Here is a 15,080-nt window from a genome sequence, read left to right as displayed (position 1 = left end):
GAATTGTGCATGCCCGGGAAACCATCGGTCGATAAGCACGGCCCGGCGCGGTGAACGAAAGTCGGCCGGGCGCGGAATCCCCGGGAAACCCGCATCGAAAATGATTGGAAATCGTTACTCCGTGATCCGAACAGGGCACGGCGTCGACACCTCCCGCGCGTCCTTCCGCGCCACCCGCCGGATCCACGCCGCCGACTCTAGAACAACGACCCTGAGGACTTTGTCAGCAGCACTTCCGACAGCCACGGCGGCAGCGGCCGGGGCGCGGGCCCGGCCTGCTCGCATCTGGTTGATCGATCGGAAAGACGGCACCTCACCACGTTATTCACCGCAATGAAGATCAACTGTGCGGATTGCGGAAACGGTGATCCAACCGACACCCGGCGAAACGCCCCGCGCCCAGCGAAACGCCCGGCGCCCGCGATACGCCCGGCGCCCGGCGAAACACCCCGGCGCTCGCCGAAACCCCGCAGCGGCCCGGCGAAACCCGGGGGCGGCGCCTTCGCGCATCGGATCAATTCGATCACCGTTCGTGATCAAGACCGCCCTGTCGAGCGGTACTCGGCCCGCTGACCTGGGTGAGACGATGAGCCGATGGCCGTAGACCCCGACCCCGCGAACACCGCGTCCGAGCTCACCGAGTCCCGCGTGGCGCGCCGCGCCGCCGCGATCGGCCCGCTGCTCGCTGCGGTGCTCGCGGCGCTGGTCGCAACGGTCTACGTGGGAACGGGCGTCGTACCGGGACTGCCGGTCCCAGAGCACGCGGTGCGCTTCGGACTGCCGGTGCTGCGGGTGCTGCTGGACCTGGGTGCGGTCGGCGTCATCGGCCTAAACCTGCTGCCGAAGCTGCTCGGGACGGCCCGCTCGAAGCAGACCGAACCGATCCTCTCGCTGACCCGCAGGCTCACCGTCGTCGCGGCGCTGGCCTGGATGTGCTGCGCGCTGCTGTCCCTGCTGCTCCAGGCTTCGGAGCTGTCCTCCGGGCGCGCGCTGACCACCGACTTCCTGCTCTCCTACGCCGTCGGCGTCCCGGCCGGGCTCGGACTGCTGGTCACGGCGGGCATCGCGCTGGTCAGCGCGGGCCTCGGGATCGCGGCGGTGCGGTTCGGCGAGGCCGTTCCGGCCGAGCTCCGCACGATCGTCGCGCTCATCGGCGTCCTGCCGATGCCGCTGACCGGGCACGCCACGGACTGGGAGTACCACGAGTTCAGCATGCTCTCGGTCGAGCTCCATGTGGTCGCCGCCGCACTGTGGGTCGGCGGCCTGGGCGCGGTCGTGCTGTTCGTCGCGCCGCGTCGCGGACTGCTGGCCGAGGCGCTGCCCAGGCTGTCGGCGCTGGCGACCGCGGCGGTCGGCGTCGTCGGGCTCACCGGCCTGTTCAACGGGCTGATCGCCCTGTACAGCACCCCGGACGTCGGACTCGCCGGACTTGTCACCAGCGGTTACGGCCAGCTCGTCCTGGTGAAGGTCGGCTGCCTGGCCGTGCTCGCGGTACTCGCCGCGCGCATCCGCTTCCGGCTGCTGCCGCGGATCGCGCGCCACCAGCGCACCGCCCTGCTGACGTGGGCGGCGTTCGAGCTGGGCGTGATGGGCGTGGCCTACGGCCTCGGCGCCGCCCTCGCCCGGTCGCCGATCGCGTGACCACCAGTCGCGAACCGCAGCTCCGCCACCCTGAGCACCGGCGGTGCGGGCGGCAGATCCGCCAGGTCCGGCCACCGGAAACCGGCCGCTGATCGGCGGCATCTGACCGCTGCTGGCCACCTGACCACCCAGCTGTCGCCCGCCTGACCCCCGGCCGCCGACCGTCGCGACCACCAGCGCAAGCCTGACCACCCGCCGCCGACCGCCGCGGCCACCAGCCGCCAACCGCCTGACCACCAGCCACCGACCGGCGCGACCATCCGTCGCCAACCGCCTGATCACCAGCCGCCAACCGGGCGCGACCACCCGCCGCCAGCCACCTGACCACCGGCCGCCGACCGCCGCGGCCACCCGTCGCCAACCACCTGACCACCAGCCACCAACCGGCGCGACCACCGTCGCCAACCACTTGACCACCCGCCAACAACCGGCACGGCCACCAACCGCCAGCCACGTGACCACCAGCCCCGAAACAACGCCGATCGCCCGGCCACCGCGCCCCGACACAACACCGCCCCGGCCTGACCCAAGCCGGGGCGGTAGCGCGAAGCGGGCTCAGCGCGGGATGCGGAGCACCTGGCCGACGTAGATCAGGTTCGGGTCGGCGATGCCGTTGACCCTGGCGATCTCGCGCCAGTCGACGCCGAGGCGGGAGCCGATGCCGGACAGGGTGTCGCCGGGCTGGACCACGTAGGTCTCGCCCTGCGGCGGTGGCGGCGGGGGCGGCGGCGGAGCGCCCGCTCCGGTCAGCACCGGCAGCTCCACCAGCGAGACGTTGAGGTCCGTGTTGCCCGCGACGCCCGGGACCTGGCCGTCGGAGGCGTGCTGGTGGATCGCGACCCGGTCGGTCAGGTAGCCGGGCTGGCCCGGCGGGCGGCCGTAGTGCGCCACCCACAGGAAGACCCCGGGGTCGACCCACGAATCCGTGCCCAGCTTGTCGGCGAACCAGGAGGTGGAGGCGTAGACCACGAGCTCGTGGCGGCCGGTGTGGCCGCGGAGCGCATCGATGAAGCCCTTCACCCAGGCCGCGAGGTCCGGGCCCTCCGTCTCGATGTCCAGGCACGGCGGCAGGTTGCCCGCCGCGCTGGAGTTCAGCCGCGCCAGCTGGGCCGCGAAGTCGGCCGCGTCCTGCTGCGGTGAGTTCGTGTCCGGCCGCGCGAAGTGGTACAGCCCCGTGACCAGGCCCGCCCCGCGCGCCCCGGCGAGCTGCGCGTCGAGGGTCGGGCTCACGTACCCGACACCCTCCGTGGCCTTGATGTAGGTGAACGCGTATCCGGCTCCGCGCACCGCGGCCCAGTCCGGCTCCCCTTGGTATTTCGCGACGTCGATGCCGGGAATGCTTGCCATAGCCAACCCCCTGAATTGCCGACTTCCCCTGCTCGCCAACCTATCGAACATCAGTGATCAGGTGTGGCCGCCGATCAGGTCAAGATCCCCACCCGATTGGTCGACACAAGTGGAAAATAGAGGTGGAATAACAGGTGTTGGTCACTCAACGTTCCCGACTCATACGTTAGCGCAACCGGCGCCACCCATACGCGAGAATGAATAGCGATAACCGCGGACATGTTTCGCAGCTGCCGAAAAGGATCATCGGCGGATCAGGCAACCCGCTGCCGCACCGGGCGTCTTCCGATCAGAACGGCAGAACCTGACGCTCCCGCCCAACGCGGCGGGGATCGGCTCCCGCCACCGCGGCGGGGATTGGGAGGTGGTCATCGTGGCTCTTCGACGACGGGGGAACCTCGGCCTGCGAGCGGTCCAGGTGACCGGAGTGGCGCTGGCCGCGGTGCTGCTCAGCAGCTGTGGACAGGACCAACGACTCGGCGCGACGGTGCCGAACGCGCAGGGCGGCACTTCGCCGTCGGCAGCCGCTTCCGAGGAAGCGCAACCCACGCAAGCCCAAACCGGCACGTCGGAAGCCGCCGAACCGGCCACGTCGGCCAGGCCGACCGGCAGCAAGCCCGCGCCGAAGCCGGCCGGCTCGGAACGGTGCCACACCTCGATGCTCTCCGGCAGCGTCCAGCCCAGCGACTCCGGCGCCGGGCAGCGCTACGCGGAGCTGGTGCTGACCAACACCAGCGGCGAGACCTGCAACATCTACGGCTACGGCGGGATGCAGCTGATCGGGGCCGACGGCAGCCCGCTGCCGACCAAGGTCGAACGCACCCCGAACCCGGGCCCGGCGCTGGTCAGGCTGGCCCCGGGCGGATCGGCCAGCGCGACGCTGCACTGGAGCGTGATCCCGCACGAGGGCGAGCCGGAGACCGGGCAGTGCGAGCCGACGCCGGTGCGCCTCGACGTCATCCCGCCCGACGAGACCGACGCGCTCAGCGCCACCTGGGACCTCGGCGCGGTCTGCGGCTTCGGCACCATCAGCGGCAGCGCCTACCACTCCTGACCCGAGCGATGCGCGCCCGGCACTCCGCCGGGCGCATGCCGGGGGTCGGCTACCCAAACCGGTTTCCAACATCCAGACTGGCCCCATGATCGAGCCGACCGAACGAGAAGTCACCGTCCCCAGCGGCACCCTCGCGGTGCGCACCTGGTCGGCGGGCAACCCGCGGTGGATCGCGCTGCTGTCGCACGGCTACGGCGAGCACTCCGGGCGCTACCAGTGGGTCGCCGAGCAGCTGGTCGGCGCCCAGGCCCTCGTCTGCGCACCCGATCACGTCGGGCACGGCAAGTCCCCGGGCGAACGGGTGCTGTTCAGCGACGCGGACACCGTCGTCGAGGACCTGGAGGCGGTCCGGCGGACGATCTCCGCCGAGCACCCGGACCTGCCGGTCGTGCTCATCGGCCACTCACTGGGCGGCATGTTCGCCGTCCGGCACGCGCAGAAGCACCAGGACTCGCTTTCCGCGGTGGTGCTGTCGGCCCCGGTCCTGGGCACCTGGCACGTGCTGGACCTGCTGGAGGCCGAGGAGATCCCGGACACCCCGATCGACCCGTCGACGCTCTCCCGCGACCCGCAGGTCGGCCGCGACTACGTCGACGACCCGCTTGTGTGGCACGGCGCGTTCAAGCGCCCGACGCTGGCGGCCATCGACCGCTGCCTGACCGCGATCAACGAGGGCGTCACGCTGCGGGTCCCGACGCTGTGGGTGCACGGCGAGGACGACGAGCTGGTCCCGGAGGCCGACACCCGGACCGGCATCGACCGGGTCCGCGGGTTCGAGTTCCACGAACACGTCTACCCCGGCGGCAGGCACGAGCTGTTCAACGAGACCAACCGGGCCGAGGTCCTCGGCGACGTGCTGACCTTCGTCGGGCGGGAGCTCAACACCTGATTGTTAATAGCCGCTGCTGCTTGCTGATCGTGATCGACGATCGTGGTGGCCACCCGTACGAGTGATGGTTGTCGCGTACCCGGTTGCAGCGCCCTGACCTCGCGTGCAGCGTTGGACGACCGGTGCCCGCCGGAGCGGTCGTCTCCCCCGGCGCAACCGGGTATCCGTGCGCGAGCAGCGAGGGGGTTGGCCATGGATGTCGAGCGTGCGCAGGATCTGATCGGCAGCGCGGTCTTCGACCGCAGCGGGTCCAGGATCGGCCGCGTCGGGAACGTCTACGTGCACGACACCACCCACCAGCCGGAGTGGGTCACCGTCCGCAGCGGTTTCCTCGGGATGCGGGAGACGTTCGTCCCGCTGACCGGTGCCTCCAACCGCGATGACGGGATCAACGTGGACGTCACCAAGGATCTCGTGCGCGGCGCGCCGCGGGTGGAGGCCGAGCACGGCCACCTCTCCGACGAGGAGGGGCGCGACCTGTTCGCGCACTACGGCATCGAGGCGACGACCGACTCCTACGACATCGAGGCGGGGGCCGAGTCCCCGGTCGAGGAGCTGCCCGAGTCCGACGTGACCGAGCGGACGACCGGACGGCACCGCAAGGCCGACTGAGGCGGCGGTGCGGGGCTCGGCTGGGGCGGCGGGGCGGCAAAAGGCTCGGTGACCCAGCGCGCGCCGGAAAGTTCGGCCGAACCGGCAGGCGGCGCGAGGCCGACTGGGCGGCAGGCACCGCAAAGCCCGACCGACCCCGGCGAGCACCGCAAGACCCAGCCGACCCGGCACCCCGCCGCAAGACCCAGCCGAACCGGCACCCGCAGCAAAGCCCCGCTGAGGTGGCGCTGCAGAGGCGACCGCGCGCTCGTGATCGGGCGCTCATGATCTGTTCCCGGCACCGCGCATGCGGGAGAATCCTCCCGCGATGCCTGAGAACAACGAGCTCGAACTTCTGGTCACCGTCGTCGTCGGCGCCGACGACGAGCGTTCCGCGCGCCATGCCTGCCGCGGTTTCGTGCAGCGGTTCGGCGGCCGGATCGTGGAGTCCGGCGACTGCTCCGACGAGGAGCCCGGCTGCTGGTCGGTGACCATCAGCCGCAGCAGCGGCGCGCCCGACACCGGGCCCGGTGCGCTGTCCAGGGCGGTGCGCAACTTCCTGCGCGAGCTCGGCCCGGACTACGCCCGGCACCGGGTCTCCTGCGAGCCCCCGACCGCCTGGACCGTGGTCGACAACCCCGACCTGGTCGGCGAACTCGTCGACGGCGGCGAGCGGGTGCTGGTGGAGGCGTGGAGCGGCGGGCTGACCGGGTTCGACCCCTTCGACCCGCTCGACGACCCCGACGAGCCGGTTCCCGAGCCCGACCCCGGACCCGGCGAGCTCGACGAGCACGGCAGGCCGCGTCCGCGGCTGGCGCTGCTGGTCGACGTCGTCACCGAGCGCCGGGCGGGCGCGGAGTGGCCGGCCCGGGCGCTGGCCAGCAGGCTGTCCCGCAACGCGGTGATCGTCGACTGGTCGGAACGGCCGCCGATGGTGCGGGTGGCGCTGGACCTCGGTCCGGCCCTCGGCGAACCGCCCGAGATCGTCACCAACGCGATGGCCGTGCTGGGCGGCAACGGCTGGTCCCGGATGCGGGTCGACGGCCCGCGCGCGACCGCGCGCTGGTCGGCGGCGCCGACCCCGCCGTCGGGCATCGCGGCGATCGAGGTGTCCGCCGCACACACCACAGTGGACAGATAGATTCGCGTTCACATGTCGGGAAAACCCAGGCTACATGTCGGGAAACCCGAGGCTACATGCCCGGAAGCCCGAGGCATCGCCAACGTTGCGGACCTGGGTGCGGGGCACCTCGGGGTGGGCGCTAACTTGGGCACCGCTACCGCAGTTCTTCCCCAACATGTGCACCCGGAGGGCCACTAACCGATGGCAGGCGTGGAAGAGGTTCGCGCGGGCATCGCGCTGGCGAACCAGAAGGCGTCGGAGAGCATCGCCGCCCTGCAACAGGCCACTCTCGCCCTGGAAGAAGCCCAGCAGGCCCTCGCGGCCGCCACCCAGGGCAGCAGCCAGGAGGAGATCGCGCACGCCACCGGCATGCTCGCCGAGGCCGCGCAGAGCCTCGCGGGCGTGCAGGGCACGATCAACGCGAGCATCACCTCCGCCGAGGGCTACGCGGGGCGGCTGTAACCGGTGTCCGCGCTGGGTGAACTCGTCGAGGCGCTGCGCCAGGTGGAGGAGCGCCTCGACCAGGTGCGCGGCCAGCTGGTGCAGAGCCGGAAGTCGTTGGCAGAGGCGCAGTCCGCGCTGGCCGGGCTCGATCCGGAACACCCGGAGACAGTCGTGCCGCCGGGGCTGCGCCGGGCCGACGACCAGATCGAGCGCACGCAGGGGCTGGTGGACCACGCGGTCGACACGTTGCGTGGTTTCGTCACCCAGCTGTAGCTGCGCGAAGTGAGCGTGGCGTCACGTGAATTCCGCTCACTGGCCTTCGGTTCCACCTGCTGCTGAGTGGTAGTTTGCTCACGGTCAGTAACTCAGGTACCGAGGTGGGGTGTGCGTAAACGTAACGAGCGCCGGGCTCGGATCGAAGCGGCCTACACCCGCCTGAGCGCCGACGTCGCCACCGCACTGGGCGCCGCCGAGAACGAGCGCGACCGGATCCACGCCGACATCGAGCGGGAGCGGTTCGCGCTGCGGATCGCGCAGGCCGGGGCCGCCGAGGCCGCGCGGGATCCGGGGCAGTTCGACGCAACGCCCAGTCCCGCCTTCGACGCCGCGCTCGCCGACGCGCTGCGCGAACGCGACGAGGTCTACGCGGACTGGACCGCGGGCGGCCCCTCCGCCCTGACCGACCTGGTCACCGCCGCCGCGCCCGGCACCGCCGGCCTGCCCTGGCCGGACTGGCTCGGCGAGGTCGGCACCGCCGACGCCACCGCGCCCGCGCCGGAGCTGTGGCGGATCGGCACCGCCGTGGTGCCGGATTCCCCCGCACCGCAACCGTTCCCGGCCGCGCTCCCGCTGCTCGACGAGGCGCACCTGCGGATCACCACCCGCCCGGACACCCGGGAGGCGGCCGAGGTGCTGGTGCAGAACCTGCTGCTGCGGGTGCTCAGCCACTTCCAGCCCGGCCTGGTCCGGGTGCACATCTGGGACGTCGCCCAGCTCACCAGCACGCTGCCCGGCCTCTACCCGCTGACCAGGGCCGGGCTGCTCACCGCGCACGACCCGACGCGGCTGGACGAGATGCTGGAGGCGCTGTCGGACCACATCCGCCGGATCCACACCGGCGCGTTGATGGGCGGGCACACCTCGTTGCGGGCGCTGGCCGCCGAGACCGGTCACCGCACCGAGCCGTGGCGGATCGCGGTGCTGTTCGGCGACGGCGAGCCGCTGCGCGAGGAGCAGCAGCAACAGCTCCAGCGCATCGCGCGCAACGGGCTGGCCTGCGGCATCCAGCTCGTGATCGTCGAGCTGCCGCTGACGGTCAACAGCGCCATCGAGTCGGTCTCGGTCCTCGACGCCGAAACCGCGCGCACCAGCATGACCGGGCCCGAGGCGCTGGTGCACCTCGACGACTCGCCGCCCGGAAACGCCGTCACCAAGGCGTGTTCGGCCATCGCGGAGTCGTTCCTCGCCCGCCGCGCGCGGGTGCGGACCTTCGACGACCTGGTTCCCGAGCAGCTGTGGACGCAGCGCTCGATGTCCGGGTTGCAGGCGCCGGTCGGGTTCGCCGAGGGCGAGCCGGTGTGGGTGACGCTGGGCGATGCCAGCCCGCACACGCTGATCGGCGGGCCGAGCGGGTCGGGCAAGACGAACTTCCTGTACGGGATGCTCGCCGGGATGGCCTCGCGGTACTCGCCGGACGAGCTGGAGCTGTACCTGCTGGACTTCAAGGAGGGCGTGTCCTTCGCCCAGTTCACGCCGGGCAGGCGGGATCCGAGCTGGCTGCCGCACGCGCAGCTGGTCGGGGTCAACGTCAACGCCGACCGCGAGTTCGGGCTGGCGCTGCTGCGGTTCCTGTCCGCGGAGATGCGGCGGCGGGCGGACGCGGCCAAGGAGCACGAGGTCACCAAGCTCGAAGAGCTGCGCGCCGAGGACCCGGACGGCCGGTGGCCGCGGATCGTCGCGGTGATCGACGAGTTCCAGTACCTGTTCGCCGAGCGCGACACGGTGTCGGCGCAGGCGACCACGCTGCTGGAGGACGTGGCGCGGCGCGGGCGGTCGCAGGGCATCCACCTGGTGCTGGCCAGCCAGGACGTGTCCGGGATCGAGGCGTTCTGGGGCAAGCCGGCGATCTTCGAGCAGTTCATCCTGCGGATCGCGCTGCCGAAGGCGCGGCGGGTGCTGGTCGAGCAGAACACCGCGGCGATGGAGCTGCCCCGCTGGCACGCGGTGATCAACCACGAGTCGGGTGTCAAGCACGGCAACGAGATCGCGCGCATCCCGGACGCCACCGCCAAGCACACCTTCGACGATCTGCAGCAACGCCTGTGGGAGCGGCGTGATCCGCAGTCCGCGCCGCCGCGGCTGTTCGACGGTTCGCACCTGCCCGCGCTCGCGGCGCTGGAGGACTTCCGGCGGCTGGAGCCGTCGGAGCAGCCGCCGAGGGCGCTGCTCGGGCAGGTCATCGACGTCGACGGCACGGCCGCGGCGGTGGAGCTCGCCCGCTCCCCCGGCCGCAACATCGCGGTGATCGGCTCGGTGCGGATCGACGCGGCGAGCGTGCTGGGCGCGGCGGCGCTGTCGCTGGCCCGCCAGCACCGGCCGGGCGGGATCCGGTTCACGATCGCCGGTCTGGTCGACGACGCCGACGACGACGTGCGGGCGCTGCTCGCTGCTCTGCACGACGAGGGCCACGAGGCGGAGCTGGTCGGCATGGACGGCATCGAGGCGGCGGTGACCACGCTGGCGGAGAAGCTCGACGGTTCGACCTCGGACTCGGTGCCGCACGTGCTCGTGCTCTACGCCGCCGACGCCGCGCAGACCGCGCTGGAGCGCAAGGATCCGACGACCCGGATCAGCGCGCTGGACCACCTGCGCAAAATCCTCAAGCAGGGCCCGGAATCGCACGTCCACGTCATCGGCTGGTGGCGCAGCGCGCAGCGGGTCAAGAACACCCTCGGGATGGGCCCGGTGGACGACATCGGCGCGTGGGTCGCGTTCGACGTGCACGGCCAGGAGCTGCTGACCTTCGCCGCCGGGCAGGTCGTCAACTGGTCGCCACGCGCCCGGCGCGGGCTGTTCTTCGACCGCTCCACCCATTCCCAGCCGGAGGTCGTGCTGCCGTTCGACCTCGACGGCGCGACCGCGGGAGGTGCCGCGTGACCGAACACGTCCCGGCCGCCGTCCGGTACAAGGAGATCGCGGCCACCGCGACCGCCGCCGCGCAGCGGATGCGCCGCCACGAGCGGGAGAAGGCGGCGGAGCTGGAGAAGTCCGTCGCCGCGGGGGAAACGCGCAAGCAGCAGGCCGACGAGGAGCACGAGAAGCTGGTCAAGGAGATCCAGGGCCGCTGGAACGTCGCCTTGGAGCAACTGTGGGACGAGCGGTGGCTGGAGGTCACGAACCTGCCCGAGCCGGACCGGTCCGCGCCTCCCGTGACGCCCGAGCAGTCGCGCCGCGCGCTCCACGACTCCTACATGCAGCTTCGGCAGTCCCTGGACAAGACCCGCTGGTCGGCGGGATCGCTGATGCAACGTCGGAACAAGCCGAGGTCCTAGTCGTGCTCGATCCGCTCTGGGACCGGCGCTAGTTCCCGCTTGACGACCGCGGCGATCGCCGCCGCCGGGTCCTGCTGGCCGCTGGTCTGGGTGCGCAGGTCGACGTAACCGCTGAGCGCGGCCACGACGGCGCGTCGGACCGACCGCTGATCCGCGCCCAGTTCGCGCAGGACCTGCCCGGCGGTTCCGTCGGGTTCGCCTGCCAGGCCGAGCAGCAGGTGCTCGCAGCCGACGTAGTTGTGGCCCGGCGAAAGCGCTTCGGTGACGGTCAGCTCCAGCGCGTTGGCGGCCGGGCCGCTGAACTGCGTCGCGGGCGGGTTCGGCGGGAGCGGTCTCCAACGCTCGCCGGACCTGGTCCGGCTCGATCTCCACGGTGCGCAGGACGTGCAGGGGGAGGTTGGTGCCCTCGGCGAGCATGCCGTGCAGCAGGTGTTCGGTTCCGACGGCAGCGGCGCCGTCCGCTCGCGCCCGCTTGCAGAGAGCCGAGACCGGCAGGCCGGTCGCCCTGACCGCATTTCACGAAAGATCAGGACGCCCCTCGGCAAGATCAGGACAATGGCCGGATACGGCGGCTGCGGCTCCGGTGGCTGCTCCCGGTACCTGTTCGCGACCGGCGACCGCGCCCACGAAGTGATGCGGGAGCACCTGGCGTCGCGCGGCTTCACGCCTGACGGCCAGCACCAGCAGCTCTGCCGGCGGACCGGGGTCGTGGCGACCCACACCGCCTGCGCGTCCCTGCACAACCTCACCGCGGACGAGGTGTGCTCGGAGCTGACGGGCTACTAACCGACGAAGGCCCCGTGCGCGGGAGTGCCGGACCCCGGGGCTCGGTGGGTCCTGGTCAGTTCGGACAACTGGTAGTCGACGAAAGTTCCACCCCGCCCGCGACTAAAGACCTCAGTCGCCGGGACGAAGTGCGAATCAGAGGTTTGGTGGCGGTCGCGGTGGCCGCGCAGCGGTGACGTGGCCGTCGGACCAGGCGGGCTACTACAACGACATGCGCGAGTGGCGCGACCGACTGCCCTGCGGCGGCACGGTCGGCGTTATGGGCCCGACCGGCTGCGCGTTCAACAACACCGAGGGCAAGGAGCAGCTGCCCGAGATCAAGCTACGGCTGATCCGGTGAATGAAGTCCGGTGGCGGTTCGGTCAGAAGCCGCCACCGGACTTTCGTGGTTTCCTAGGCGCCCATTTGCATCGTGGTGTTCGCGCCGTCCAGGTATTCGCGGATGATGTCGGCGTGACCGGAATGCTGGGCGATTTCCTTGAGAATGTGCTGGATGATGCGCCGGGCCGACCAGTAAATGGTCTCGGGCGGGGACCACGGGGCGCGCGGAAGCGCGATTTCCTTGTCGAGATCGACCGTTGTCACGGCATCGGCGGTGGCCCGGTTTACTTCGGCGTACTCGGCGAGCAGACCGTCCAGAGTCGCGCCCTCCGGCATCCGGTACTGGTCCGGGTCGAGCATTCCTTCGGGCCAGTCGCCGCCTTCGAGCATGAGGCGCGTCCAGCCGCGCTCGCAGTTGATGAGGTGGTTGAGGATTCCGCCGAGGGTCAGCTCGCTGACCGTGCTGCGGGTGGCCGCCTGCTCGTCGGTGAGGCCGCGCATGGTGATGAGCAGGTTGTGCCACTGGTTGGCGAGCGAATCCAGCAGGTCGGTGCGCTCACGGCTGAGGGTCTGGGTCATGGTCGGCCTCTCTCGTTCTCGGATGTTCCGGAGCTTAGAGGTCATGTAGGTCTGATCATGTCCTATATCTGGCCTGCGTTGACGGGGATTCTCGTTACGGTCGGATCCACCGATTTGGGGAGGCAGACATGGCGGAACCGGAACTGACCACCACCGACGCGACCACGACCGCCGTCATCCGCGGCACCGTGCGGATGAGCGAGATCGCGGACTTCTACGACCGGTCATTCCAGGAAATCGGACGGACGCTGGCCGCCCAGTCGTTGGCGCCGACCGGGCCGGCTTTCGGGCTCTACCACGGGATTCCCGGCGAGACCGCGGAGTTGGAGGTGGGTTTTCCGACCGGGCGGCCGGTGGAGCCGACCGGTGACGTGGTGGCGGGGTCGCTGCCGTCGGGGCGGGTCGCGCGGCTCGTGCACGAGGGGGCTTTCGACGGGCTGGGGACTTCGTGGGAGCGGTTGGGGACGTGGATCGGTGAGCAGGGGCTGACGCCGGGGTCGGTGTTCTGGGAGGTGTACCTGACCGAGCCCGGTCCGGACGTGGATCCGGGGACGCTGCGGACCGAGTTGAACTGGCCGGTGGGCTGAGGGTTTGGGGGGCTGGGGCGGGCTTTTGGGGTGGGGCCGGGCTTTTAGGCTGCGGCCGGGCTCGTCGGATGCGGCTTAGCTTGCTGGGTACGGCCGGGAGGCGCGCCGGGGGGCGCTGCGCCTCCCGGCCGTGCGGTTCGGCGCCGAGCGAGGGGGAGGTTCCCGGCGCCGGACCGGGACTTGGGGGCCAGGACTTGCCGGGCCGGGACTTGCGGGGGCAGGACTTGCGGGGGCAGGACATGCGGGGCCGAGACTTGCCGGGCCAGGGGCAAGAAGCGCGGGGCTAGAGGGCTCGGACGCGTTCGATGATGCGGTTCGCCATCTCTTGGCTCGGCAGGGACCACGGGGTCACCGCGTTCACCAGCCACGCCTGGTCCTCGGGGGCGAGGCCGTCCGGATCGGGGTCGACCGGGGTGCCGTCGGGCCAGGTCAGGTCGGGCGAGTGGGTCTCGGGCGGGCGAGGCGCGGACGAGCGGGGCGCGGACAGGCGGGGCACGGACAGGCGGGGCACGGACAGGCGGGGCACGGACAGGCGGATCTCGGGCGAGCGAGGCTCGGGTCGACGGGGCACGGACTGGCGGATCTCGGACTGGCGAGGCACGGGCGAGCGGGGCTCGGGTCGGCGGGTCTCGGGCGGGCGAGGCACAGGCGAGTGGATCTCGGGCGGGCGAGGCACGGGCGAGTGGATCTCGGACAGGCGGGGCTCCGACAGGTGGGGCTCGGGCGGGTGGGGGCCGGACAAGCGGGGCACGGGTGGGCGGGTCATGGTTCGGCTTTCAGGGTCTCGGTGCAGGCTCGGCAGGTCGGGAAGGTGCACCAGTCCATTTCGGATGGTTGGGCCAGTGCGGCCTCCTCGCCGCACACGGCGGTGTCGGTCGCGCTGCCGTCCCAGCGGGGGCCGCGGAACGCGTGGCGGGTGCCGCCGGGTCCGCCGGAGTCCGGCACCGGCAGCCAGAAATGGCGACCGGACGACTTGCGCGTGGTCGGCATGGCCTATCCTCTCAGCTGAAAACAGCCAGTTCCTACGGTCTCGGAACCAAATCATGTTGGTCCCGAAACCGCAAAACAATCCTTCATTTGAGTGAGCCACACCAATGCGTGATCGGTTTAGGGTGTGGTGCATGAATGAGACCACTCCGGCACCACTCGCCTACGTTCTCGGATCGGAGTTGCGGAACGCGCGCATCGAATCCGGCCTCACACTGCGGAAACTCGCCCGAATACTGGACGTCTCGCATTCGGTGGTCGTGCGCTGGGAACGCGGCGAGCGGGTGCCGTCGACCGAGTCGATCGCGGCGGTGTGCGCCGTGCTTGGGATCAACGGCCGTTCCCGCGAACGGTTGATGAAGCTGACCAGGGAAGCCGCCGCCGAGCCGCCGAACAGGGTGTCGGTGGGCAAGATCGGCGCAGCCGACCAGATGGCCGCGTTGCTGGAGTTCGAGCGGAACGCGAGCGCGATCACCAACGTCTCGCCGAGCATCGTGCCCGGACTGCTCCAGACAGCCGACTACGCGCGGGCGATCATGAAGACGGGCCTCCCCACCGCGGAGATCGACAAACGCGTGGCGATGCGAATCGGTCGTCGCGACGTCATCACCCGCCACCGGTCTCCCGTTGCGTACTCGGCGTTCCTGCTGGAGACAGCCCTGCGCCAACCGATCGGCGACGGCGAAGTGCTCCAGGATCAGCTTCGGTTCCTGCTGGAGATGAGCGAGCGGAAGAACGTCGTTCTGCGAGTGATCCCGTTGTCAGCGGGTTGGACGCCCGCACATGCAGGGCAGTTCATCTTGTTGGAGTTCGGCAAGGCGAGCCCGGTGGTGCATTTGGAGCACCACAGGTCATCGGCCTTCTTGCGTGACGAAACAGACGTGCAAGCATTCGTCTCCGCACGGGACGATATCGAACGGGTAGCGATGAGCCCGGAGGATTCGGCAGGGTTCATCACCGACGTCGTAGCGGAGAAGGAGACAACATGACTCCCCCCAAGGGTTGGCGGAAGTCCAGCCGCAGCCACCAGCACACCGACTGCGTGGAAGTCGGACGTCTCGGTGGCGGTGCGGCTGTGCGCGACACCAAGAACCGCGCGGCCGGGTACTTCACCACGACCGGACGGCAGTGGCAGAACTTCCTGACCGCCCTCAAGAACGGCAACTACGACCGCTGACCA

Annotated in this window: 19 protein-coding genes; 14 read left to right on the top strand and 5 right to left on the bottom strand. The window is 70.8% G+C overall.

Translation table 11 applies throughout. The features are described 5' to 3' along the window. Positions 1-594: 594 nt before the first annotated feature. Entirely contained in the window at positions 595-1,641 is a 1,047-nt protein-coding gene (locus ABD691_RS08515; RefSeq protein ID WP_344678943.1) for a copper resistance D family protein, read from the top strand. 555 nt (positions 1,642-2,196) lie between these two features. Here ABD691_RS08515 and ABD691_RS08510 read toward each other — a convergent pair. After that, positions 2,197-2,988 (bottom strand): GH25 family lysozyme, encoded by a 792-nt coding sequence (locus tag ABD691_RS08510; RefSeq protein WP_344678942.1) that lies wholly within the window; start codon positions 2,986-2,988, stop codon positions 2,197-2,199. Between the two features lie 373 nt (positions 2,989-3,361). Between ABD691_RS08510 and ABD691_RS08505 the strand changes: the two genes are divergently transcribed. The 8 genes from ABD691_RS08505 to ABD691_RS08470 all read left to right on the top strand — a co-directional run bounded on the left by ABD691_RS08505 (position 3,362) and on the right by ABD691_RS08470 (position 10,640). Next, positions 3,362-4,042, top strand: a complete 681-nt coding sequence (locus tag ABD691_RS08505) for a DUF4232 domain-containing protein (protein ID WP_344678941.1) — start codon at positions 3,362-3,364, stop codon at positions 4,040-4,042. Between the two features lie 85 nt (positions 4,043-4,127). Continuing rightward, a complete protein-coding gene (locus tag ABD691_RS08500) occupies positions 4,128-4,931 on the top strand; it encodes an alpha/beta hydrolase (protein ID WP_344678940.1) in 804 nt (267 codons plus the stop codon). A gap of 192 nt (positions 4,932-5,123) precedes the next feature. Continuing rightward, entirely contained in the window at positions 5,124-5,543 is a 420-nt protein-coding gene (locus ABD691_RS08495; RefSeq protein WP_344678939.1) for a PRC-barrel domain-containing protein, read from the top strand. Positions 5,544-5,850: 307 nt separating this feature from the next. Further along, a complete protein-coding gene (locus tag ABD691_RS08490) occupies positions 5,851-6,663 on the top strand; it encodes a hypothetical protein (RefSeq protein WP_344678938.1) in 813 nt (270 codons plus the stop codon). 183 nt (positions 6,664-6,846) lie between these two features. Beyond that, the gene (locus ABD691_RS08485; protein ID WP_344678937.1) at positions 6,847-7,107 is read left to right on the top strand and encodes a hypothetical protein; all 261 of its coding nucleotides are present in this window, start codon (positions 6,847-6,849) and stop codon (positions 7,105-7,107) included. Positions 7,108-7,110: 3 nt separating this feature from the next. Then, positions 7,111-7,362, top strand: a complete 252-nt coding sequence (locus tag ABD691_RS08480; RefSeq protein WP_344678936.1) for a hypothetical protein — start codon at positions 7,111-7,113, stop codon at positions 7,360-7,362. Between the two features lie 111 nt (positions 7,363-7,473). After that, positions 7,474-10,245 carry an FtsK/SpoIIIE domain-containing protein gene (locus ABD691_RS08475; protein WP_344678934.1) on the top strand — a complete coding sequence of 924 codons (2,772 nt, stop codon included), beginning with the start codon at positions 7,474-7,476 and terminating at the stop codon, positions 10,243-10,245. After that, positions 10,242-10,640 (top strand): hypothetical protein, encoded by a 399-nt coding sequence (locus ABD691_RS08470; protein WP_344678933.1) that lies wholly within the window; start codon positions 10,242-10,244, stop codon positions 10,638-10,640. The genes ABD691_RS08475 and ABD691_RS08470 overlap by 4 nt, the downstream gene beginning before the upstream one ends. On the opposite strand, the gene ABD691_RS08465 is transcribed toward ABD691_RS08470, so the two are convergent. Further along, complete coding sequence (locus tag ABD691_RS08465) at positions 10,637-10,912, bottom strand: Clp protease N-terminal domain-containing protein (protein ID WP_486374891.1); 276 nt, start codon at positions 10,910-10,912, stop codon at positions 10,637-10,639. The genes ABD691_RS08470 and ABD691_RS08465 overlap by 4 nt on opposite strands. 283 nt (positions 10,913-11,195) lie before the next feature. Between ABD691_RS08465 and ABD691_RS08460 the strand changes: the two genes are divergently transcribed. Further along, on the top strand, positions 11,196-11,426 hold the full coding sequence (locus tag ABD691_RS08460; RefSeq protein WP_344678932.1) for a hypothetical protein: 231 nt from the start codon (positions 11,196-11,198) through the stop codon (positions 11,424-11,426). A 172-nt stretch (positions 11,427-11,598) separates the two neighbouring features. Next, a complete protein-coding gene (locus tag ABD691_RS08455) occupies positions 11,599-11,766 on the top strand; it encodes a hypothetical protein (protein WP_344678931.1) in 168 nt (55 codons plus the stop codon). Positions 11,767-11,819: 53 nt separating this feature from the next. Here ABD691_RS08455 and ABD691_RS08450 read toward each other — a convergent pair whose 3' ends face one another. Then, positions 11,820-12,326, bottom strand: coding sequence for a DinB family protein (locus ABD691_RS08450; RefSeq protein ID WP_344678930.1), 507 nt, complete (start codon positions 12,324-12,326; stop codon positions 11,820-11,822). Positions 12,327-12,454: 128 nt separating this feature from the next. On the opposite strand from ABD691_RS08450, the gene ABD691_RS08445 reads away from it, so the two are divergent. Continuing rightward, positions 12,455-12,913: a GyrI-like domain-containing protein gene (locus ABD691_RS08445; RefSeq protein WP_344678929.1), complete on the top strand. Its 459-nt coding sequence runs from the start codon at positions 12,455-12,457 to the stop codon at positions 12,911-12,913. 283 nt (positions 12,914-13,196) lie between these two features. Here ABD691_RS08445 and ABD691_RS08440 read toward each other — a convergent pair whose 3' ends face one another. Next, entirely contained in the window at positions 13,197-13,439 is a 243-nt protein-coding gene (locus ABD691_RS08440) for a hypothetical protein (RefSeq protein WP_344678928.1), read from the bottom strand. Positions 13,440-13,675: 236 nt separating this feature from the next. Beyond that, positions 13,676-13,903, bottom strand: coding sequence for a hypothetical protein (locus ABD691_RS08435; protein ID WP_344678927.1), 228 nt, complete (start codon positions 13,901-13,903; stop codon positions 13,676-13,678). Between the two features lie 131 nt (positions 13,904-14,034). Here ABD691_RS08435 and ABD691_RS08430 point away from each other — a divergent pair, with 131 nt between their 5' ends. Both ABD691_RS08430 and ABD691_RS08425 read left to right on the top strand, forming a co-directional pair. Beyond that, positions 14,035-14,889: a helix-turn-helix domain-containing protein gene (locus ABD691_RS08430; protein ID WP_344678926.1), complete on the top strand. Its 855-nt coding sequence runs from the start codon at positions 14,035-14,037 to the stop codon at positions 14,887-14,889. Further along, complete coding sequence (locus tag ABD691_RS08425; RefSeq protein ID WP_344678925.1) at positions 14,886-15,077, top strand: DUF397 domain-containing protein; 192 nt, start codon at positions 14,886-14,888, stop codon at positions 15,075-15,077. The genes ABD691_RS08430 and ABD691_RS08425 overlap by 4 nt, the downstream gene beginning before the upstream one ends. The last annotated feature ends 3 nt before the right edge of the window (positions 15,078-15,080 follow it).

The organism is Saccharopolyspora taberi (assembly GCF_039534165.1).
In the GTDB taxonomy this organism is placed as follows: Bacteria; Actinomycetota; Actinomycetes; order Mycobacteriales; family Pseudonocardiaceae; genus Saccharopolyspora_D; species Saccharopolyspora_D taberi.
The sequence above is the reverse complement of the archived record's forward strand: the minus strand, read 5'-3'. Positions and strand labels throughout refer to the sequence as shown.